Annotated in this window: 23 protein-coding genes and 7 pseudogenes; 28 read left to right on the plus strand and 2 right to left on the minus strand. The window is 48.7% G+C overall.

Annotated features, from left to right (window positions below; translation table 11 throughout):
• The first annotated feature begins 238 nt into the window (after nucleotides 1-238).
• The 12 genes and pseudogenes from GN277_RS27405 to GN277_RS29625 all read left to right on the plus strand — a co-directional run bounded on the left by GN277_RS27405 (nucleotide 239) and on the right by GN277_RS29625 (nucleotide 6387).
• Nucleotides 239-433: a hypothetical protein gene (locus tag GN277_RS27405; RefSeq protein ID WP_159757322.1), complete on the plus strand. Its 195-nt coding sequence runs from the start codon at nucleotides 239-241 to the stop codon at nucleotides 431-433.
• 20 nt (nucleotides 434-453) lie between these two features.
• Nucleotides 454-888, plus strand: a complete 435-nt coding sequence (locus GN277_RS27410; protein ID WP_159757325.1) for a hypothetical protein — start codon at nucleotides 454-456, stop codon at nucleotides 886-888.
• A complete protein-coding gene (locus tag GN277_RS27415; RefSeq protein ID WP_159752888.1) occupies nucleotides 885-1055 on the plus strand; it encodes a transposon-encoded TnpW family protein in 171 nt (56 codons plus the stop codon). The genes GN277_RS27410 and GN277_RS27415 overlap by 4 nt, the downstream gene beginning before the upstream one ends.
• Before the next feature lie 30 nt (nucleotides 1056-1085).
• Nucleotides 1086-2018, plus strand: a pseudogene (locus GN277_RS27420) (VirD4-like conjugal transfer protein, CD1115 family); the annotation flags it as partial.
• 440 nt (nucleotides 2019-2458) lie between these two features.
• Complete coding sequence (locus GN277_RS27425; RefSeq protein WP_159749052.1) at nucleotides 2459-2665, plus strand: hypothetical protein; 207 nt, start codon at nucleotides 2459-2461, stop codon at nucleotides 2663-2665.
• Nucleotides 2649-4475, plus strand: a complete 1827-nt coding sequence (locus tag GN277_RS27430) for a reverse transcriptase domain-containing protein (protein WP_016295882.1) — start codon at nucleotides 2649-2651, stop codon at nucleotides 4473-4475. Before GN277_RS27425 ends, GN277_RS27430 begins: the two co-directional genes overlap by 17 nt.
• A gap of 90 nt (nucleotides 4476-4565) precedes the next feature.
• Nucleotides 4566-4905 (plus strand): annotated as a pseudogene (locus GN277_RS27435) (hypothetical protein); the annotation flags it as partial.
• A complete protein-coding gene (locus GN277_RS29615; RefSeq protein WP_002569167.1) occupies nucleotides 4892-5062 on the plus strand; it encodes a hypothetical protein in 171 nt (56 codons plus the stop codon). The pseudogene GN277_RS27435 and the gene GN277_RS29615, both read left to right, overlap by 14 nt.
• On the plus strand, nucleotides 5059-5415 hold the full coding sequence (locus tag GN277_RS27440) for a hypothetical protein (protein WP_159757328.1): 357 nt from the start codon (nucleotides 5059-5061) through the stop codon (nucleotides 5413-5415). The genes GN277_RS29615 and GN277_RS27440 overlap by 4 nt, the downstream gene beginning before the upstream one ends.
• A 54-nt stretch (nucleotides 5416-5469) precedes the next feature.
• The gene (locus GN277_RS27445) at nucleotides 5470-5628 is read left to right on the plus strand and encodes a Maff2 family mobile element protein (RefSeq protein WP_159752892.1); all 159 of its coding nucleotides are present in this window, start codon (nucleotides 5470-5472) and stop codon (nucleotides 5626-5628) included.
• Between the two features lie 135 nt (nucleotides 5629-5763).
• Nucleotides 5764-6027: pseudogene (locus GN277_RS29620) on the plus strand (helix-turn-helix domain-containing protein); the annotation flags it as partial.
• Nucleotides 6022-6387, plus strand: coding sequence for a TnpV protein (locus tag GN277_RS29625; protein WP_204162868.1), 366 nt, complete (start codon nucleotides 6022-6024; stop codon nucleotides 6385-6387). The pseudogene GN277_RS29620 and the gene GN277_RS29625, both read left to right, overlap by 6 nt.
• A gap of 51 nt (nucleotides 6388-6438) precedes the next feature.
• Here the strand turns inward: GN277_RS29625 and GN277_RS30680 are convergent, their stop codons facing one another.
• Complete coding sequence (locus GN277_RS30680) at nucleotides 6439-6591, minus strand: hypothetical protein (protein ID WP_244325010.1); 153 nt, start codon at nucleotides 6589-6591, stop codon at nucleotides 6439-6441.
• Between the two features lie 288 nt (nucleotides 6592-6879).
• Here GN277_RS30680 and GN277_RS27460 point away from each other — a divergent pair, with 288 nt between their 5' ends.
• Together GN277_RS27460 and GN277_RS27465 are read left to right on the plus strand one after the other, a co-directional pair.
• On the plus strand, nucleotides 6880-7077 hold the full coding sequence (locus tag GN277_RS27460) for a hypothetical protein (protein WP_244325011.1): 198 nt from the start codon (nucleotides 6880-6882) through the stop codon (nucleotides 7075-7077).
• Between the two features lie 8 nt (nucleotides 7078-7085).
• A complete protein-coding gene (locus tag GN277_RS27465; RefSeq protein WP_244325012.1) occupies nucleotides 7086-7244 on the plus strand; it encodes a hypothetical protein in 159 nt (52 codons plus the stop codon).
• Between the two features lie 989 nt (nucleotides 7245-8233).
• Here GN277_RS27465 and GN277_RS27470 read toward each other — a convergent pair.
• Nucleotides 8234-9038, minus strand: a pseudogene (locus GN277_RS27470) (helix-turn-helix domain-containing protein).
• A 200-nt stretch (nucleotides 9039-9238) separates the two neighbouring features.
• Between GN277_RS27470 and GN277_RS27475 the strand changes: the two are divergent.
• From GN277_RS27475 to GN277_RS27535, 14 genes and pseudogenes are all read left to right on the plus strand, one after another.
• Nucleotides 9239-9433: a hypothetical protein gene (locus GN277_RS27475; RefSeq protein ID WP_159749058.1), complete on the plus strand. Its 195-nt coding sequence runs from the start codon at nucleotides 9239-9241 to the stop codon at nucleotides 9431-9433.
• Between the two features lie 137 nt (nucleotides 9434-9570).
• Nucleotides 9571-9762, plus strand: coding sequence for a hypothetical protein (locus GN277_RS27480; RefSeq protein ID WP_159757334.1), 192 nt, complete (start codon nucleotides 9571-9573; stop codon nucleotides 9760-9762).
• Nucleotides 9752-10090 (plus strand): MarR family transcriptional regulator, encoded by a 339-nt coding sequence (locus GN277_RS27485; RefSeq protein WP_002592693.1) that lies wholly within the window; start codon nucleotides 9752-9754, stop codon nucleotides 10088-10090. The genes GN277_RS27480 and GN277_RS27485 overlap by 11 nt, the downstream gene beginning before the upstream one ends.
• Nucleotides 10083-10376 (plus strand): DUF3847 domain-containing protein, encoded by a 294-nt coding sequence (locus GN277_RS27490; protein WP_159757337.1) that lies wholly within the window; start codon nucleotides 10083-10085, stop codon nucleotides 10374-10376. The genes GN277_RS27485 and GN277_RS27490 overlap by 8 nt, the downstream gene beginning before the upstream one ends.
• Before the next feature lie 119 nt (nucleotides 10377-10495).
• Nucleotides 10496-10891: pseudogene (locus GN277_RS27495) on the plus strand (DUF5720 family protein).
• 1145 nt (nucleotides 10892-12036) lie between these two features.
• Nucleotides 12037-13144 (plus strand): annotated as a pseudogene (gene mobQ / locus GN277_RS27500) (MobQ family relaxase); the annotation flags it as partial.
• Nucleotides 13145-13211: 67 nt separating this feature from the next.
• On the plus strand, nucleotides 13212-13628 hold the full coding sequence (locus tag GN277_RS30685; protein WP_244325013.1) for a transposase: 417 nt from the start codon (nucleotides 13212-13214) through the stop codon (nucleotides 13626-13628).
• Nucleotides 13625-13945: a hypothetical protein gene (locus tag GN277_RS30690; protein ID WP_244325014.1), complete on the plus strand. Its 321-nt coding sequence runs from the start codon at nucleotides 13625-13627 to the stop codon at nucleotides 13943-13945. Before GN277_RS30685 ends, GN277_RS30690 begins: the two co-directional genes overlap by 4 nt.
• Nucleotides 13906-14490, plus strand: coding sequence for a DDE-type integrase/transposase/recombinase (locus GN277_RS32630; protein ID WP_244325021.1), 585 nt, complete (start codon nucleotides 13906-13908; stop codon nucleotides 14488-14490). The genes GN277_RS30690 and GN277_RS32630 overlap by 40 nt, the downstream gene beginning before the upstream one ends.
• A complete protein-coding gene (locus GN277_RS32635) occupies nucleotides 14487-14798 on the plus strand; it encodes a hypothetical protein (RefSeq protein WP_244325015.1) in 312 nt (103 codons plus the stop codon). The genes GN277_RS32630 and GN277_RS32635 overlap by 4 nt, the downstream gene beginning before the upstream one ends.
• 125 nt (nucleotides 14799-14923) lie before the next feature.
• Entirely contained in the window at nucleotides 14924-15571 is a 648-nt protein-coding gene (locus GN277_RS27515) for a CHC2 zinc finger domain-containing protein (RefSeq protein ID WP_159757340.1), read from the plus strand.
• A complete protein-coding gene (locus tag GN277_RS27520) occupies nucleotides 15483-16877 on the plus strand; it encodes a virulence-associated E family protein (RefSeq protein WP_159757343.1) in 1395 nt (464 codons plus the stop codon). The genes GN277_RS27515 and GN277_RS27520 overlap by 89 nt, the downstream gene beginning before the upstream one ends.
• Nucleotides 16878-17133: 256 nt before the next feature.
• Nucleotides 17134-17331, plus strand: coding sequence for a hypothetical protein (locus tag GN277_RS27530; protein WP_016223833.1), 198 nt, complete (start codon nucleotides 17134-17136; stop codon nucleotides 17329-17331).
• 6 nt (nucleotides 17332-17337) lie between these two features.
• A pseudogene (locus GN277_RS27535) lies at nucleotides 17338-19003 on the plus strand (recombinase family protein).
• The last annotated feature ends 90 nt before the right edge of the window (nucleotides 19004-19093 follow it).

The raw sequence follows: 19093 nt of genomic DNA on the forward strand, positions 1-19093 counted from the left end.
TATGCAGGCGGCAGGGTTTAAGACTTTGAGCGCGGGGAACGTGGCAGTACAGCGGCACATCTGGGGCGTGCTGGAATACAAAAGATAAAGCAGGACAAGGGAGCGACTTGCCGGGCTTGCCGGTGACGTTGCCGACAAGAGGAACAGGCGGCGGCTCTGGATAAAACCTTGAAGCAGAAAGGCAAGCAATTAGCCGGGCTGGACAAACAGCTTACGGTCTGGAGAGAAAGCCAGCGCAATGTATAGCGAACTGGAACGCATGGGAAAGAAGAACCTTTGGGGACACATGGAACTACTCCCGGAAGAATTTAAGAAGCTGCTGACCCTTGCAAAGTCCGGGCTTGCGTCACAAGGGAAACTCCTTGAATTGCAACGGCAGCTTACCGAAGCGGTGAAGGGGCTGAAATCTACCGTACCCGCTGGCAGGACTTGAAGGGCAGGACAAAAGACTACATGGAACTGGAACGGCTGCACCCAGAACAGACAAGGAAGGCACTGGAAAGCCTGAAACGGCTGGAACCGGAAAACCTCCGCGCCCACGCAATCCCCCAAAAAGGAAGCGGCAACAGGAACGCTGACCCTCCCTCCTGTTCTTTGGATGAGGTCGGGGGTGTGGGGGCAGAGCCACCCATAGCACTAACGCCGCCGGTACACCAGTGGAGCCGGTTTTGCCGTAGAATGGAGCGGACGACAGCGGGAAAACAGTTCTTTTTCCTGTTCCCCGTTGTCGGCAGCGCAATGGCACGGCAAAATCCAGACTGTCAAGGGGAAAGGGTGGAGATTTTCAGAGCGGAGCGGCGAAAATACGACCCGACCCTTGACTGGCTGGATAGGCGGAACGGAAGGGAAAGACAAAAACTTGAATCAGCAGAAAGGAAATCTAAATGAATAGAGCAGATACAACAACTATCACCACAAGACAGGAAGCGCCGCGACTTATCCGGCGGATAGGCACGACCACTTATGAGGTATCTATACATTTCAGTGATACCAGCAAGGAAACAATGGCTGATAAAATCAAGAGATTGATTGAACAGGACATTCAGCTTGTGTAACGGTAAATATGTCCTTGACACACCGTCCGAAAAGGAACACTGATTTTGGAAACCGGGAAAATGTTGCAGCGGTACAAATACCGTATCAAAGTGTTAAATACGATTAACTTCAAAAAATCCATGAAATACAATCCCTTTGCCTATCTGCGGAGCGAAAAGGACATTTTGAAGTTAGTCAATACCATTATCGCCAACACCAAAGGCGACGGGGAAAAATCCGGCGAGGATTTCTGGGTGAAAGCGGAAAAGCTCTACTACACCGCACTAATCGGCTACATCTGGTATGAAGCCCCGGAGGACGAGAAGAACTTCACGACGCTGCTTGAAATGATAAATGCGTCGGAAGCCCGCGAGGACGACGAGGATTTCCAGAACCCGGTTGACCTCATGTTTGAACGTCTGGAAGAAAAAGACCCGGAACATTTTGCAGTCAAGCAGTACAAAAAATACAAACTGGCGGCGGGCAAGACCGCAAAAAGCATACTTATCTCATGCGGCGCGAGGTTAGCCCCATTCGACATTAAGGAGCTGCGGGAACTGATGGAAACCGACGAAATGGAGCTTGACACCATAGGCGACAGAAAGACCGCCCTTTTCGTCATTATCAGCGACACCGACGATACCTTTAACTTTGTCGTGAGTATTCTCTACACACAGCTATTCAACCTCTTGTGCGACAAAGCAGATGATGAATACGGCGGGCGGCTTCCCGTCCATGTTAGGTGCTTACTTGATGAATTTGCGAATATCGGGCAGATACCAAAGTTTGAAAAGCTCATTGCAACGATACGGAGCCGGGAAATATCCGCGTCAATCATCTTGCAGAGCCAGTCACAGCTAAAAGCCATTTACAAAGACAACGCCGATACCATAGTCGGCAACTGCGACACCACGCTTTTCTTGGGCGGCAAGGAGAAAACCACCCTTAAAGAAATATCGGAAATTTTAGGAAAGAAACCATTGTGCGCCCGTTAGGGTGTATGCCATAAACCGCCTTTAGCAAGCGGTAGACAAAGATATCAAAGAAAGGACGGTGAAAATTTATAGTCTATCATTCCACGACTTATCCGTGAGGGGAAACCCTCTGGGGAGTGTAGCATGTCGTTGTTATAGCCGCCACTATTAACGCTATAACTGGCATAAAACGGCGCAATCTTCTAACCGCTGTTTTATGTGGGGATGAAAATCCGTGTATGAGGATGAAAGCTAAACTGCTTGATTGGTAGCCGGAGCCTGGGAGTATCTGGCCTACGTGCGAAAGAAGATGAAACGCACGGTGCTTTGGCGTCTGTCGCTCAATCGTCGGCAGACGTGCGATATCCAAAGCAGGGCAAGCCTTAGATTAGGTTGAACGGCGAACGCCACATATCTACAAAGATTACCGACAACACGGAACGCTAAGTATGGCATACGCTACCGGGGATGACCTAAACCCGCCCATATGCGGGCATGGTTACACAGCTCCCATAGTAGCCCGTGGACTCTGGATTTACAGGGATAGCCGTAAAAACGGAAGCGGGAGAGCCGCCCACATGACGAAGGGGAGCAGTATGCTTTTAATACAGAGAAAGAAAGGAAGGTGCGTGAGGCATCATGAGAAATCCAACTGATGTATTGAATAGCCTAAACAAACAGTCTAAAGATTTATCGTATAGGTTCCAAAGGCTCTACCGGAACCTGTACAACCCGGAGTTTTACCTTTTGGCATATAGAAATATCTACGCCAATGAGGGAAGCATGACGCCGGGTGTGGATGGTGAAACACTGGACGGAATGAGCAGTCCGAGAATAGAGCGTATCATCAGCGCATTAAAAGACCGTTCTTACCGCCCAAAACCTGCACGGCGTACATATATTGCAAAGAAAAACAGCAGTAAGAAGCGTCCGCTTGGGATTCCTTCCGGGGATGACAAGCTGGTGCAGGAAGTAGTCCGAATGATATTGGAAAGCATTTATGAGCCAACCTTCTCCGACTATTCCCACGGATTCCGCCCGAAAAGGAGCTGCCATACAGCCCTCGAACAGATACAGCGGACATTTGCGGGGGCAAACTGGTTTGTGGAAGGTGACATTCAGGCATGTTTTGACAGCTTCGACCACCATGTTATCATTGATATTCTGCGCAGGCGCATTGATGACGAAGCTTTTATCTCATTGATGTGGAAATTTCTGAAAGCCGGATATATGGAACAATGGCAGTACAACAGGACTTACTGCGGCACTCCGCAGGGTTCCGGTATCAGTCCCATATTGGCAAATATTTACCTGCATGAATTGGATATGTATGTGGAGGAATACAAAGAAGGCTTTATAAAAGGGAACCGGGTAAACCGTAAAGTGAACCCGGAATACGCCAGACGGAACCGTGAAGTGCAGAAGTTCATGCGCCAGAACAGGGAAGTATGGGATACGCTTACCGAAGCCGAAAAGAAAGAACGTGCCGGGGAATTACGCAGACTGCGGGAGAAACAGAGGGAAATCCCGTCTAAGCAGTTCAGGGATGAAACCTATAAAAACCTGCAATACGTCCGTTATGCGGATGACTTTATCATAAGCATTATCGGGAGCAAAAGGGATGCGGAAGAATTAAAAGCAGACCTTGCTGTATTCCTCAAAGAAAAATTAAACCTTACGCTGTCAGTGGAGAAAACCAAAATCACCTATGCTACTGACCGGGCGAGATTCCTCGGCTATGATATCTCTATTTCAAAGAGCCGGGAAATCACAAAACGCCAAGGCAGGAAAGTGAAGGGGTACAGCGGCGCAGTAAAGTTATACATGCCGCATGAAAAATGGGAATCAAAACTGTTGGAGTATGGCGCAATCCGTATCAAGAAGGACAAAGTTACACAAAAAGAGCATTGGAAAGCCATTCACAGACCACAGCTCATTAACCGTAAGGATATCGAAATCCTGTCAAAGTACAACTCTGAAATCAGAGGTTTGTACAACTATTACTCACTGGCATGTAATGTATGCGCAATGAGCAAGTATGCGAGTTTAATGCATTATAGTATGTTGAAAACATTCGCAAATAAATACCGCACAAAGACCAGAAAAATCAAAAAGAGATATTTCAGAAATGGACGGTTTACAGTCATTTATAAGACAAAAGGCGGTATGAAGGAGAGCGTATTTTACAGAGGGCCTTTTATCCGCAAGGACAAGCCTAATGTGCCGCAGGCAGATATCCTGCCCGCCTATAAGCGGTATGATAAACCGAACCGCATAGCGGCAAAACTGCGCTCCAAAACCTGTGAACTCTGCGGACAGTACACAAATGACGTGGAGATTCATCAGGTGAAACGGCTGAAAAGCCTTAGCGGTAAATATGAGTGGGAAAAAGTTATGTTAAAGAACCATAGGAAAACGCTGGCAGTATGCCCGGCGTGCCACCGTGAGATACACGGAAAAGACTGATTTTGTTAGTTGATGGCATATGGAGAGCCGTGTGCATCGAGAGGTGCCCGCACGGTTCGGGAGGGAGCGTCCACGAGGCGCTTACCTCATGACAGCTTCAACACTTCCGAAACCAGAGGTACGGAGCCGTTCATGGGCTGAACTATCAGAAATTGGGAAAGAATTTATGACGGAAGATGAAATTGCAGTCATGGACGGAGGGAAATGTATCTTGCAGCTACGCGGGGTGCGCCCGTTCTTTTCGGACAAATTTGACATAACGAAGCACCCGAAATACAAGTACCTGTCCGACGCAGACCCGAAGAACGCCTTTGACATGGAAAAGCACCTTAAACGCCGCCCCGCCATTGTCAAGCCCGACGAGGTTTTTGACTATTACGAGATTGACGCGGCAGACTTACAGGAGGACGCAGACCATGAGGAAACGTAGCGCAGAGGAAAAACAAAAGCAGCTTGAACGGTTTTTAATGAATGTTGCGGAAGCCGCCGACGCTGCATTATGGGAGTATTGGCGGGAAAAGGAAGCGGAACACCGCCGTTTTGCAACGGAGTATGTCACGCGCCGGGGGCTTATCCCGCAACAGTGACAGCATGGCAGACCGCCGGGAGACAGGGGAAGCTACACTTCCCCTACGCTGCCTTGCGGCAGCTATCGCAAAGTGAACTTGCGGGAAGCGAACACCTTTACGCAAGCTATTCACTTCCCGCAAGTCTGAAAAAAACGTCCGGCAGCACAGCGGGACACAGAAAGGAGCGATTGAAGCAATCACATCTATCCATACCAAACATGATACGCGCCCCCACTTTCCGGCGCAGTACACAGCGGCAGGAGCCGCACCCCTGTACAACTGAATACCGCCGCGCCGCAGAACTTACGCAGCGCGGGGACAGCCGCCTTTACCAGAGGGCGGTTTTTTATGCGGCGGCGACCATACGCTGACCGCCTTTTGTCCGCTTGCCGGACAGCCGCAGACGCGGCAGAAAGGATATATTTATGGCATTTTTCAATAGCGCAGTAGACGTTTTGCAGACCCTTGTTGTAGCACTTGGAGCCGGGCTTGGTATCTGGGGCGTAATCAATCTGATGGAGGGCTACGGCAATGACAATCCGGGTGCGAAAAGCCAGGGCATGAAGCAGGTCATGGTTAATTAGATGTAATCAAAAGAGGAAAGGAAAAGCACAATCCAGACGGAACCGGCGATACCGTCAAGAAATATTTGTGAGTTAGCAAGAATCCTGATATAATGGGTATAAGCGCCCATCCGGGGCAGAAAGGCAGGGAGAAAAATGCACATCAGCTACAAACCGCTCTGGCACACACTGATAGAGCGAAACATGAGGAAAGAGGATTTAAGGCTTGCCGCTGGACTGACCACAAATATGATAGCCAACATGGGCAAAGAAGGGAAACATATCAGCATGGACACGCTGGCACGAATCTGCGAAACGCTGGATTGTGGCATTATGGATGTGATTGAGCTGGCCAGTGACGAGCCTTCCACCACAGGAGGGAACGACAATGGAAAAACTGAAAGAAAGAATCGGTTGAAAGAAAGAACAGAGAACGGTATTGATTATATTCTGGCAGGCGATTACTATATTCCGGACTTGAAGCTGCCGGAGGAGAACCGCCCCATCGGACGCTATGGGCGGCTGCACCGGGAATATCTCAAACAGGAACACCCGGCACGGTACAGCTCCCTTATCCTGACCGGGAAATTATGGACGTACCTTGCCGACCTGAACGAGCAGGCAGAGAAACGGCGTGACTTAATCATAGAGCAGATGAAAGCCGCCGAGGGAGTGACCGAGGAACTGAAAGCCCGGAACCAGCTTGAATGGGTAGGCCGGATGAACAATATCCGCAACCGGGCGGAGGAAATCATAAACAGCGAGTTGATTTATATTTGATTGGGTATAAAATGGCCAGCCGATTATAAATGGCTGGTCATTTTCTAATCTTCACCTGCGCTCCAATACCGCCTGAATCATGGCAACGGCGATTTCCTGTTGGCTGGGCGAAGTGCTTTCCAACAATGCTGCCAGTTCTCGTATTTTACTGACCTCATTATCTTCCAGCGCATCCCGCAGCAGATAATCCGGAGAAATTTTCAAGTACTTTGCAGATATTGATAAATACAGGCAGGCTGGGAATCTTTGTCCCGCCTTCAATCTGCCGGAGGTATGCGTTTATGGTAGCCCAATTCTGAAAAAAATCAGCCGTGTTCCCCGGTCTTTCCTCACCATGTTGATACGTTTGCCCAATTTTGTTTCCATAATGCCCACCCATTTCATAAGCTATTAGCATTTATTTTGTTAAGTTTTAGACTACATCACACATAGGGATTGCAATAGCTTTTAAAAGACTATATAATATTATTCTATAGACTTAAACAATGAGCGATGAACAACACAATGGAACTGAACGATTTTATCAAACTTTTTGATTTGCTGAATGACAGCAAAGGGATGAGGATTGCCGATCTGAACACAGACGAGCGGAACAGCCTGCTCAATGTCAGGACAGAGGACGGGGATGTATTTGAAATCGTATGCCGGCAGGCAGCAGGGAAGGAGGACGGATGGACGACCGCAAACTGACCGTTTAAATGGGCGAGGTGCTTTCAAGAAATCGCCGCCGCAGATTTTTTACAAAAAGTGGCTGGAGCAGGGTGGATTCTCCGGAAGGGGATAAAATCACCGTAAAATGCCAGCAGGGGAAGCTTATTATCACAAAAGACGGAACAAGAGCGGATTCAGTGGGATAATATCTATTGCAGCTAAATGAATTTTTGTAAAATCTATTCCATCAGGAAAGTTATTGCGATATAATGGAGCCAGTGACAAATCGGAATATGAATGGGCAAAAATATATGATTCAAAAGAAGTTTTACATGGCGGAAGAAGATTGGTAAAATATCAAAAGAAGAAGATAAAGTAATTCGCCCAGGAAATAAATGGACTTCGCATGTACAGTCATTTTTATCGTTTATGCATGAAAACGGGTTTAATAATATTCCTAAACCATATGGAATTAACGTATCTGGAATGGAAATGGTTTCTTTTGTGGATGGCACTGTTTATAATGACAGTTTACCGAAGTTCTATTCTAACAGATGACGATTTTGGTTGAAGTGGCAAAACAACAGCGTCGGTATCATGATACCATCGAAAATTTTGTTCATCGATTAAGGGAGAAGAAGTTTGGATGCTGCCCAAACAATTACCAAAGGTTATGTGTCATGGGGATTTTGCACCGTATAACATAACTTTTGTTGAGCGTGTGTAGCATGGGATAATGATTTTGATACATTACATCCAGGACCAAGAATTTGGGATGTTGAATACCAGTATATAGATGAATTCCATTTGTTTCACCGAAAATCCTGATTATTATTATAATTTATATGAACAGATTCGTAGATTAAAGTTATTTGCAGACGCCTATGATTTAAAGAATAATGAAAGAGAACAGTTGCCCAATATGATAATTCAACGGATAAACAGTCTTGTTGCATATATGAGAAATGAGGCAGTTCTGGAAATGAAGATGTTCGGAAAAATATAGAAGATGGACATTTGAATTTGTATTTGGATGATATTCAATATATAAAAGAGTCTCAAAAGAATATACTGGAAGGAATATTGTAGCCTTGTTAGCAAACTTCCTGTTTATCGAGCCATGTTCTCAACTAAATACCGCCAGCACGAAACCGCTGCTGCATGGAAACATACACAACCATGCAGCAGCGGCCAGCTATTTCCGTTTCTTCCTCTGGCCGACATAGCTCTTGAAGTATTTGGACTTTTCAAGGATATTGCACAAGCTGCCGGAATTCCACATCAGACAGCTTGTTATAATTGATACCCAGCCGCTTGCAGTAAAGCGCAGCCTCTTTTTCAAGAGGGCTTCCCTTGAAATTTGCAACATCCTCCAAATCCTGTTTCAATTCTTCGGCAATGGTAGTTGGCGGCGCACTCTCACTGTCAGACTTATGTGCAGCACGAATATCCCGGACGATTACGCTTATATCGTCCTGTTATCATGTGGCTGAAATATTCGTCATCCTCAATGTGTGCAGCTTTTGTAAAATCCGCAGGTACGGGTCATCTAAGTTCCATGGGCGGATGGGCGGTTCTATAATTCCGTTGCCGGACAGTATCGACAAGGGAGTTGAGGTTTTGAATTGCATGGAAGTTCCCATCCACATAAACTTCAATATCAGCCAAAAACTTTATAAAATCCTTGTGGGTGGCAAGTTCCACAGCAGACGGTTGTTAATCCGGCCACTTTTCCTTAAACCATTTCATCACTCAAATGCAATCTGTTAAATCCCGTGTTGGCCTGCTCCTGTTTTCTGTCCGGCATAGCAGATAATCAATGGACTTTTAGAAATCCGCCAGCGTGATAAGATTGCCATGATTGATTTCCATTGTCCTTAGATTCATAGCTGGCAAGGGCAGATTTTGAAATCTTTGTCAGTTGTGCCAGTTCTTCCAGATTCAGCCCTTTGTCCTTGCAGTTCCCAAAGGCGTTCCTGTATGGTAGTCGCTCCTTTCATGGGCGCAAAATGCACTTTCTGGATTTTGCTTCCCTGCCGCTTAACTGGATTATACCATACTTTCCACAATCGTGGAAATTTTCGAGATTTTGGGCTTTATTCCTGATTCGTGGACATACGGCACATGGTACAAAAATGTCATATGATATAGGCAGTTCATCGATGGATTATTCCAATCGAATGACCGGCCTGTATGGGATATGCTCCCCGGCGATGTAACGCAACGACTTCCGGCAGGGAAACGGAGGAACCCTGACCGGAACGAGCGTACCAAGGAGAGCGAAACGCCGCCAAAGACGGGGGCAGGAACGACAGCAGAGGGAACCGGCAAAATGAACACCGAAACGATACCGAAACACAACAATTTCACGGGGCATAGTCTGCCCTGCCCGTAATACCAAGGGGGATTTTGGGGCGGCTCTACGGCTGTATTTCCCCTGAAAATCGCCCCGAAACGATACACAAAAAACCACTGCCCGCCCATTCCGGCTGTACCTGCTGAATCGGGCGGTTTTTCTATGAAGGAGGCACCATGCCGAGAATGTCAAAGAAGTTGAAGAAAGAGCTTGCTTTCTTCCTGAACGACCGGGGGCGCAGAAGCTACAATGAACTTTGCCGGAAATGCCAGCATGGGTGCAAGCAGAGTTTCCGGGCTGTCATTATCGACTGCCCCCACTACCTATCCAAACGAGCCAAAAGGAGGACACCATCCAATGAATTGTGAATTTATGATAGCCAGTACGCCCCTGCCGCCCTGTATGCCGCTCCCAAAGGCAATGCTCCGGCTTCCGGTCAGCAACACGGCAAAGGTCATGTATGCCCGCCTGCTGGATGAAATCCTGACAAGGGGAACCGAGGACAGCAACGGGATTCTGTTCATCCGCTTCCCCGTCATGGAGATAGCGGCGGCACTCTCCCGAAGCCCCCAGACCTGCAAGCGTTCCCTGAATGAGCTGGAACAGGCGGGAATGATTATGCGTGTCCGTCAGGGAATCGGGGAGGTCAGCCACATCTATATCCTGCTCCCGAAGGAGGACGCTGCCCATGAATGAGAAGCTGGAAAAACTGAATCAGGAGATTGAAAAGACCGAAGCCAGACTGCGGCGGGCGCAGCATAAGGAGAAAATGCTGGAACACCAGATAAAGACCCTGAACCGGAAGGAACGGACGCACCGGCTCTGCACCAGAGGGGCAATGCTGGAAAGCCATCTCCCCCACCCGGAAGCCGTGACGGATGAACAGGTCAGCACCATTTTAAAAGTATTGTTCCACCGGAGCGACACCAAACGTCTTTTGGAACAGGTTCTTGCAGAAAACCGGAAGGAGGATATGAAATGAAATTTTCAAAAAATGAACTGAATGTCATCTATCAAAATGCCGCACCGACCAAGGCGGAAACTCTTGCAGGCATAAAAGAAATCGTATCGGTAACAGCGGATTTAATGACAAAGTTAATCATGGAGAACGCCATCCGAAGACTGGAACGAATACCAGAACCAGAGTGCAGCCAGTTTATTGCCAGTGTAAAAGCACGGTTCCCGACAGAACAAAACAACAATTCTATCCGTCAGCGACTTGCGGCGGCAAAGTTGCAGGAACAGATTTTACAGGGGCATGACCTGTCAGGAAAAGAACGGTTCCGCCCGGAAACCCGCCACATGATTATGGTGGAAGTACAGAAACAATGCTTTGTTGGCTTTAAGGGGAGCGGTTCCGTTTTATCTCTCCGATGAAGGCTACAGGAACGCAAAAAGCGCAGCGAGCAGGAGGGGGAAATCAAAATAAAAAGCCATGCCGCCGTTGTTGACGGAAAGCTCTATCCTGATAAGAAGCCCAGACAGCAGGAACGGTAAAAAGCCTGTTCCAGAAAAACGGCGCGCCAGGCGCGTTCTGATTTTTACCGGGCGCAATTATACACCACTTGGGGAATTTTTGGTCCAAATTGACAAGCTGGAAAATCTCCCAATATACACCACTTAGGGAAGTGGACAGCGGATGATTTCCTGCGGACAGCAGATGATTTCCAATCTACTCCAATCATCACAGGGGAAGCTACCCTTCCCCTGCGCTGGCTTTGCCAGCTACCCCTTTGTGGCTTTGCCACCTGAAAATCTTACAGAGAAGCTATTCCATTTAGCAAGTTAAAGCTGTATAATAGTACCAGTTTTGTTTGGGATTTGTAGGAATGAATATGAGTTTTTAAGAAGAAAATGGAAGAATTATTATCAAAGGAATTTTATATTAGTCCCTGTAACTAAATGGAAAATTGATAGTGTATACTGTTAACTTCAATGCAAAACAACCATATATTAAAATACTAGCCTATAGAAATTGTATTGTGGTTTGTACATATAAATTTCATTTAAAGTTCGAGAACTTTTACAAAGCAAATTAAGATGAAATATTTGAACTTCCTTTGGTTTATTTATAGACAATACATTATGTTCTAATGACAACAAAATTCAGAAGATGTATTGATTTCATTTTGCTGATTTTTGCCATTATATTTTATCCCTTACGGGCTTGACTGGTTTTGAAAATTCCTTAGCATATTGATGAAAATGGTTCTACAAAACAAAGAAACTAAATTTTCAGTGAAAATAATTAAAATTTTTGGGTTGGCAGGTGCCGCAGTATCATTAATAGATAAAATTTTTTGGGAGGAAGTTTAGACTTTGGAAGAATATAGAAATGCCAAATTTTGAATATTTAGGACTGTTGACTTAAAGAATTCTGGCAGAAAATTATTCCATTTATTTATCATCGAATATTTTTAGATGGTAGTAAAGAAATAACCGTTATGGGTTGATATTTGAACTATTCTTGATGGGAATAAATTCAAATTGTGAAAATTTAAGCTGAATCAAACTGTTTGTCGAACTGACAATCATCAAAAAACTAAATACTTGCCGCCCACCAGCGGCAACCCAAGCAGGAAACTGAAAAAGTTATCCTGCTCTTTTTTTGCCCGGAATCCGGGAGAAAGGAGGGCGCACACTTGCCATGCCCGCACTGTAAAATCACCATCATTAAGCGGAGCAACAATGAATCCGCTGTTTCTGCCGCCGCCTACCAGAGCGGCGAAAAGCTGTTCTCTGAATACGACCAAGAGCAGAAATACTATCCCTACAAGAACGAAGTCACCCACAAAGAAATCATGCTCCCACCCCATGTGCCGCCGGAGTTTGCAGACCGCAATACCTTATGGAACTCTGCCGAAGCGCAGGAAAAACAATGGAACTCCCAGCTTGCCCGGAGGTTCGTGCTTGCCATCCCAAGGGAAATCCCGCCGGAACAGTACGCCGACCTTATCCGTGACTACTGCCGGGAGTTTTTTGTTTCCAAAGGCATGATAGCCGATTTTGCCATCCATGACAAGGGGATGGGAACCCCCACGCCCATATCCTGCTCACCATGCGGGCGATGGACGAAAAAGGGAAATGGCTCCCAAGTGCCGCAAGGTATATGACCTTGACGGAAACGGCGAAAGAATCCGGCTCCCGTCCGGCAGATGGAAAAGCCACAAGGAGAACACCGTGGACTGGAACGACCGGAAATACGCTGAAATCTGGCGGCAGGGATGGGCGGACACGGCCAACCGCTATCTGGAAGCCAACGACCGCCCGGAACGGCTTGACCTGCGCTCCTATGCCCGACAGGGGATTGATAAAATCCCCACCGTCCACATGGGGCCTGCCGCCTGCCAGATGGAGAAGAAAGGAATCCAGACCAGCATCGGCAACCTGAACCGGGACATCAAAGCCGCCAACTCCCTCATGCAGTCCATCCGCCAGATGGTGCGCCACTTAAAAGGCTGGATTGCCGATTTAAAAGAGAAAAAAGCCGCTCTGATGGAAGCATTGGAGCAGACGAAGGAACCGACCATACCGGAGCTGCTCTCACAGTATTTAGAACTGCGGAGCGGACAGCGTGCCGACTGGACTTCAGGGAAGCTCAAAGGCACAGTTGCCGACTTCAACAAGGTACAGGCGGCAATGGATTTTCTGCGGAAAAAAGGAATCTCCACCGTGGAGAGCCTTGACACCCGGCTGGACGAAATCAGCCAGACCGCCGTTTCTGTCATGGAGGGCGTGAAAAAAAGCGAGAAGTGGTGTTAGTATATAAGTGTGGACAGGAAAAGTTGAACAACCTATACTATCAAGTGAAAAAGCCATGGCGAAAAACCAGCTGGAATTCAAGCAGCAGATCGTGGATCTGTATAATGCCGGAGGAACCTCGTATCCGCAACTGGAGCGTGAATATGGCGTAAATCGAAGCACACTCAGCAACTGGGTAAAACAGCTCTCCCCCATCAAAGTATCCGGGGAGGAGACGGTCACCCTTAAGGAGTATAAGGCTCTCCAGAAAGAAATCCAACGCCTTAAGATTGAGAATGAAATATTAAAAAAAGCGACCGCCATATCGCGAAAGAACAATAGCCGAGATTGTTTCCTTTATCCAGAACAACTTAACCCGCTACTGTGTATCTCAGCTTTGCAGCGCTCTGAAATTCCCAAGGAGTACCTATTACAAGGCTCTGGTTTGTGTACCCTCGCCAGAAGGCATATGCGGAATTCGGCAGGAAAGTGAAACAGGCATATGATGACTCAAAACAAAGGTATGGGGCTGTCAAAATATGCCGTGTGCTGAATGATAATGGTACACCTTGCAGCGTCAAAGGGTGCAGAGGCATATGGCAGAGCAGGGACTGGATCGTAGTAAAGAAGTACAATCATCATGCCAACCATGGCAGCATCCCGGAGGATAAGAAAAATATCCTGAGGCGTGATTTTGGGCGGAGACCATCAACCAGAAATGGTGTACGGATATCACTTACATCCATGTACAGAAAGAAGGATGGACCTATCTGGCTTCTGTCATGGATCTGTGCAGCCGAAAGATTATAGGGTATGCCTATGGCACATCTATGACGGCGGAACTGGCGGTTAAAGCGGTAGAAAACGCATGCCTGAATGTCAGGGATACCGAGGGGATCATCCTTCATAGTGATCTTGGAAGTCAGTATACGAGCCAGGCATTTGAAGACTGCCTGGGCAGTAAAGGAATCCTTTCATTTAGTCGTAAGGGAAATCCATACGATAATGCCTGTATGGCTGAAAAAGGAAGAAATCTATCTTCATACTTACCAGGATTTAAGGGAAGCGGCAATGGATCTTTTCTGCTGGATAACCGTAATCTCCACCATAGCTCTAGAGCCTTGACACCCGGCTGGAGGAAATCAGCCAGACCGCCGTTTCTGTCATGGAAAGTATTGAAAAAGCCAAAGCGTATCAAAGCCATCGACACCATGCTGTCCTACATTGACAAATACGAAGCCAACAAGCCAGTCCATAAGGAGTACGCCGCCATCGGCTGGAAGAAGAAAAAGAGCAGTTTGCGGAGAGCCACCGGGAGGAACTGGACGCTTACAATGCCGCCATCCGGTATTTGAAAGCCAACCTGAAAGGCAACTCTTACTCCCGCAAAGATTTGGAATCCGAACGGGAACAGCTTGCTTCTGCCCTGCCGGAACAGGGGGAGGAGCTGGAAGCGGTTCAGGCAGATGTAAAAGTGCTGCGGGATGTGCGCCGCTGGCTCAATCAGGTATTGCCGTCCGAGCAGTACCGCCAGACCGCCGAGCCGGGGAAGAAACCGTCCGTACAGGGGAACCTGAAAGGGCGGCAGGAACGCATCCGGCAGGAGCAGGCAGAGAAACGCCAGCCACCCCGGACACAGAAACAACAGAATATGGAACTTTAAACAGGCACTTGTTTTGTGATTGGAAATCGCTGGCAAGTGCCTTTTTCATTTTGAACAAGATGGATTTACAGACAACGTGAACGACATTGTGTCGCTCACGTTGGGATTATCAGGAGGAACGCCTATTGAACGTATTTGAAGCCGTGAAGCAGTCCGTCACCACAAGGCAGGCTGCGGAGCGTTATGGAATCAAAGTAAACCGGAATGGGATGTGCGTCTGCCCGTTCCACAACGACAAGAACCCAAGCATGAAGGTTGACCGCCGCTTTTACTGTTTCGGCTGCGGAGCCACCGGGGACGTGATTGACTTTGTTTCCCGGCTCCACGGTATCGGCAGTAAAGAAGCCGCCCTCATGCTGGCGCAGGACTTCTCCATCCCCTATGAGGACGGGAGGAACGCCGGGAAGCCGCCCATCCGGCCACGCCTGCGGAGGGAAACCGAGGAACAGAAATTTAAGCGCATGGAGCGGCACTGTTTCCGGGTGCTGTCCGACTATTACCATCTCCTGCGCCGCTGGAAGGAGGAATACGCCCCACGGCAGCCCGATGAAGCATGGAATCCCCGGTTTGTGGAAGCCCTGCAGAACATGAGCCGGGTGGAATACCTGATGGACGTGCTTCTCTCCGGGGACATTCAGGAGCGGGCAGCCCTTATTACAGGACACGGAAAGGAAGTGAGGAACCTTGAAAGACGAATGGCAGAATTTACCGCCCCAGATACGGCAGGAAATAGCGAACATGGCAGACAGCGCCGAGCCGCCCCGGAGCGTTGAGGAAGTCAAGGCCATGCTGGAAACCACCGAGAAAGGCGGCTTCCGCAACAGCATCCGCAACTGCCTGACCGTGTTCCAGTGCGACCCGCTCCTGTCCGGGGCGGTTGCCTATAACCTGCTGACCGACCGCACCGATATTTTAAAGCCCATCGGCTACAAAAAGACCCCAAACAGCCCCATGACCGACACGGACATGAAATATATCCGGCTGTATCTGGAAGAAACCTACGGCCTGACAAGCGAAAAGAAGATACAGGACGCCGCCGACCTTGCCGCCAATGAGAACAGCTACCACCCTGTCCGGGAGTATTTAAACAGCCTGACATGGGACGGAACCGGGCGGATACGCTCCTGCCTGCGGCATTTTTGGGAGCCGGTGAGGACGAGTACACCTACCAATCCCTGCGCCTGTTTTGTTGGGAGCCATCCACCGGGCATTTTCCCCGGCTGTAAATTTGAAGTCATGCTCTGTCTGGTAGGCGGGCAGGGAGCCGGGAAGTCCACCTTCTTCCGTCTGCTGGCAGTCAAAGACGAGTGGTTTTCGGACGATTTGCGGAAGCTGGACGATGACAATGTATACCGGAAGCTGCAAGGTCACTGGATAATCGAAATGTCGGAGATGATTGCCACCGCAAATGCAAAGAGCATAGAGGAAATCAAGTCATTTTTGAGCCGCCAGAAGGAAGTCTACAAGATACCCTACGAAACCCACCCGGCAGACCGCCCAAGGCAGTGCGTGTTCGGCGGCACATCCAACGCCCTTGACTTCCTGCCCCTTGACCGCTCCGGCAACCGCCGCTTTATCCCCATACAGGTATGCCCGGAACAGGCGGAAACGCACATTTTAGAGGACGAAGCCGCTTCCAGAGCCTATTTAAACCAGGTGTGGGCGGAAGCGATGGAGATTTACAAAAGCGGCAGATGGAAGCTGACATTCAGCCCGGAAATGGTGCGCTATCTAAAGGAACGCCAGCGGGACTTTATGCCGGAGGACACCAAGGCCGGGATGATTCAGGCTTTCCTTGACAGCTACCCCGGCGATACCGTCTGCTCCAAACAGCTTTACAAAGAAGCCCTGAACCACTCCTTTGACGAGCCGAAACAATGGGAAATCCGGGAAATCAACGAGATAATGAACCAGTGCGTCACCGGCTGGAAGTATTTCTCCAACCCCCGGATGTTCGCCGGGTACGGCAGGCAGAAAGGATGGGAACGGGAAAAGCCGGCAACGGACACTGGCAACGGGCGTGGAAAAACCCCGGAGGGATTTACGCCAGTGCCGGAGCAGATGGAGCTTCCCTTCTGAAAAACCGGCAAATAACAGCCCGTTGCATCACGTTGCACGTTGCTATCCCGTTGCCGGGCCGGTTGCCGGGGAAAATCCCGTAACTGTCGGCTTTTCTCCCCTTTAACAACCAAAGCAACAGAAAAATAAAAGAAAAAGTATAAAATAACCCAACCGCCAGACAAGGATTAGTTCCAAGGTTTTTTGAAGCCCGTTGCCGGACTTCGTTGCCGACCTTCCCTGTCTGGCTGTTTTCATGTATGGAGGACAACTGCCTATGGCGAAAAATAAAACAGAGATTCATGTCACCACAGTATTTGACGGCGAGCTGGACGCTACGGACGTTTTCGTGAGCCTTATCGCACAGAAACACAGCAGAAAAACAGATAAAGAATATCTTGCTAAACCACAAGAAATAGGGTATAATAAAGATGAGGTTCCAAGTGACCGTGTTCCGTCTGGATTGTGCGGGTAAACGGTTATGATGAACACAATGGAATATACAGGGATGGACACACTTCTTGCCGGGAGCTTCCGGGCAGCTATCTATTGCAGGCTGTCCAAGGACGACGACCTTGACGGGACGAGTGCCAGTATCGAGAACCAGCGGGATATGCTGGAAAAGTTCTGCCAGAAGCAGGGATGGGAGGTTACGGCAGTCTATCAGGACGACGGCTTCACCGGTTTGAACATGGAACGCCCCGACCTGAAACGGATGTTGAAAGCCATTGAGCGGAAACAGATAAACCTTGTGATTACAAAGGATTTATCGAGGTTAGGACGGAACTACTTGCAGACCGGGCAGCTTATCGAGGACTTCTTCCCAAGAAACGGTGTGCGCTACATCGCCATGAATGACGGTATCGACACCATGCGGGACAACAACGACATTGCGCCCTTTAAAAATATCCTGAATGAGATGTACAGCAAGGATATTTCCAAGAAAGTCCATTCTTCCTATGTGCTGAAGGCGCAGAAAGGCCAGTTCACCGGCTGTATCGCCCCGTTTGGCTACAAGAAAGACCCGGAGGACAAGAACCACCTTCTCATTGACGGGGAAACCGCCCCGGTTGTCCGGCTGATTTTCGGATATGCGCTGGACGGCCACGGCCCCAACTACATCCGGCGCAGGCTGGAGGAAGAAAAGCACCCCTGCCCGACATGGTGGAACCGGAAGCGGGGACACCGGAACATCCGCACCAAATGGGAAAAGAAAGACCCGGAAAACGGGCGGTACGTCTGGGACTTCTCCGTGATTAAGGAAATCCTGATGAACCCCGTCTACACCGGCGCAATCGCTTCCCAAAAGACCGAGTACCGCTTTAAAATCGGCACTATCCGGGATAAGAAGCCGGAGGACTGGATTGTGGTGGAGGGGACGCATGAGCCGCTGGTGGACAAAAAGGACTTTGCGATTGTGCAGGAAAAACTGAAATCCCGCCAGCGACCGGGCAAATCCGGGGAAATCAACCTCTTTGCAGGGCTGATAAAATGTGGGGAGTGCGGAAAGGCTCTCACCATCCGCACCACGCATGAGAAGTTCCCGAAGCGGATTTTCTCCTGCAAGACCTACAATGCCTATGGGAAGCAGCACTGCACACAGCACCGGGTTGAGTTTGACACGCTCTATTCTCTTGTGCTGAACAAAATCCGGGAGTGCGCCGCCGCTGCCCTGACCGACAGTGAAGCAGTAGCCGGACGGCTGACCGATACCTGCCAGGCCGAGACAGAAAGACCAGCGGGAAGCGATGGAGCGCACCCTTGCCAAAGACGAAGAACGGATTGAAGTGCTGGAAAAGATGGTATTGCGGCTCTATGAGGACATGGTAGCCGGACGAATCACAGAAGAAAACTTCAATCTCCTGCTGGAAAAGACACAGAAGGAACAGGCGGAATTAAAAGCCAAGGTTGAGAAAGGCCGGAAACGCCTTGCCGATGAAATCCGGCTTGCCGTGGACGCAAGGCAGTGGGTGGAATCCATACAGGAATACCGGGACATCACCGAGCTGGACGCTTCCATCCTGAACCGCCTGATTAAAGAAATCGTTGTCCATGAAACCATAGACAGCGCGAAAACAAGACACATTTCTATCGAAATTCATTTTAATCTCAAACCCATACCGGAAGTGGAGCAGGTCACAGGCTGACCGCTCCCCTGCTCCGGGGGATTCTTTAAAAACTCCATATATATTTCTTGACGTGCCGCCGCCCGCCAGAAAGCTGTATTGTTCCTACTA

Origin of the sequence: Sporofaciens musculi (assembly GCF_009830285.1) — a bacterium.
In the GTDB taxonomy this organism is placed as follows: Bacteria; Bacillota; Clostridia; order Lachnospirales; family Lachnospiraceae; genus Sporofaciens; species Sporofaciens musculi.

Bases quoted from the DNA above. Each gene is read 5' to 3' on its own strand.
- GN277_RS27415 (WP_159752888.1), top strand. From the start codon at position 885: ATGAATAGAGCAGATACAACAACTATCACCACAAGACAGGAAGCGCCG.
- GN277_RS27475 (WP_159749058.1), top strand. From the start codon at position 9,239: ATGCTCCCCGGCGATGTAACGCAACGACTTCCGGCAGGGAAACGGAGG.
- GN277_RS27405 (WP_159757322.1), top strand. From the start codon at position 239: ATGTATAGCGAACTGGAACGCATGGGAAAGAAGAACCTTTGGGGACAC.
- GN277_RS27485 (WP_002592693.1), top strand. From the start codon at position 9,752: ATGAATTGTGAATTTATGATAGCCAGTACGCCCCTGCCGCCCTGTATG.
- GN277_RS27410 (WP_159757325.1), top strand. From the start codon at position 454: ATGGAACTGGAACGGCTGCACCCAGAACAGACAAGGAAGGCACTGGAA.
- GN277_RS30685 (WP_244325013.1), top strand. From the start codon at position 13,212: ATGGCGAAAAACCAGCTGGAATTCAAGCAGCAGATCGTGGATCTGTAT.
- GN277_RS29615 (WP_002569167.1), top strand. From the start codon at position 4,892: ATGAGGAAACGTAGCGCAGAGGAAAAACAAAAGCAGCTTGAACGGTTT.
- GN277_RS27445 (WP_159752892.1), top strand. From the start codon at position 5,470: ATGGCATTTTTCAATAGCGCAGTAGACGTTTTGCAGACCCTTGTTGTA.
- GN277_RS27425 (WP_159749052.1), top strand. From the start codon at position 2,459: ATGGCATACGCTACCGGGGATGACCTAAACCCGCCCATATGCGGGCAT.
- GN277_RS27465 (WP_244325012.1), top strand. From the start codon at position 7,086: ATGGGCGAGGTGCTTTCAAGAAATCGCCGCCGCAGATTTTTTACAAAA.
- GN277_RS27490 (WP_159757337.1), top strand. From the start codon at position 10,083: ATGAATGAGAAGCTGGAAAAACTGAATCAGGAGATTGAAAAGACCGAA.
- GN277_RS27530 (WP_016223833.1), top strand. From the start codon at position 17,134: ATGGCGAAAAATAAAACAGAGATTCATGTCACCACAGTATTTGACGGC.
- GN277_RS27460 (WP_244325011.1), top strand. From the start codon at position 6,880: ATGAACAACACAATGGAACTGAACGATTTTATCAAACTTTTTGATTTG.
- GN277_RS27480 (WP_159757334.1), top strand. From the start codon at position 9,571: ATGCCGAGAATGTCAAAGAAGTTGAAGAAAGAGCTTGCTTTCTTCCTG.
- GN277_RS27430 (WP_016295882.1), top strand. From the start codon at position 2,649: ATGAGAAATCCAACTGATGTATTGAATAGCCTAAACAAACAGTCTAAA.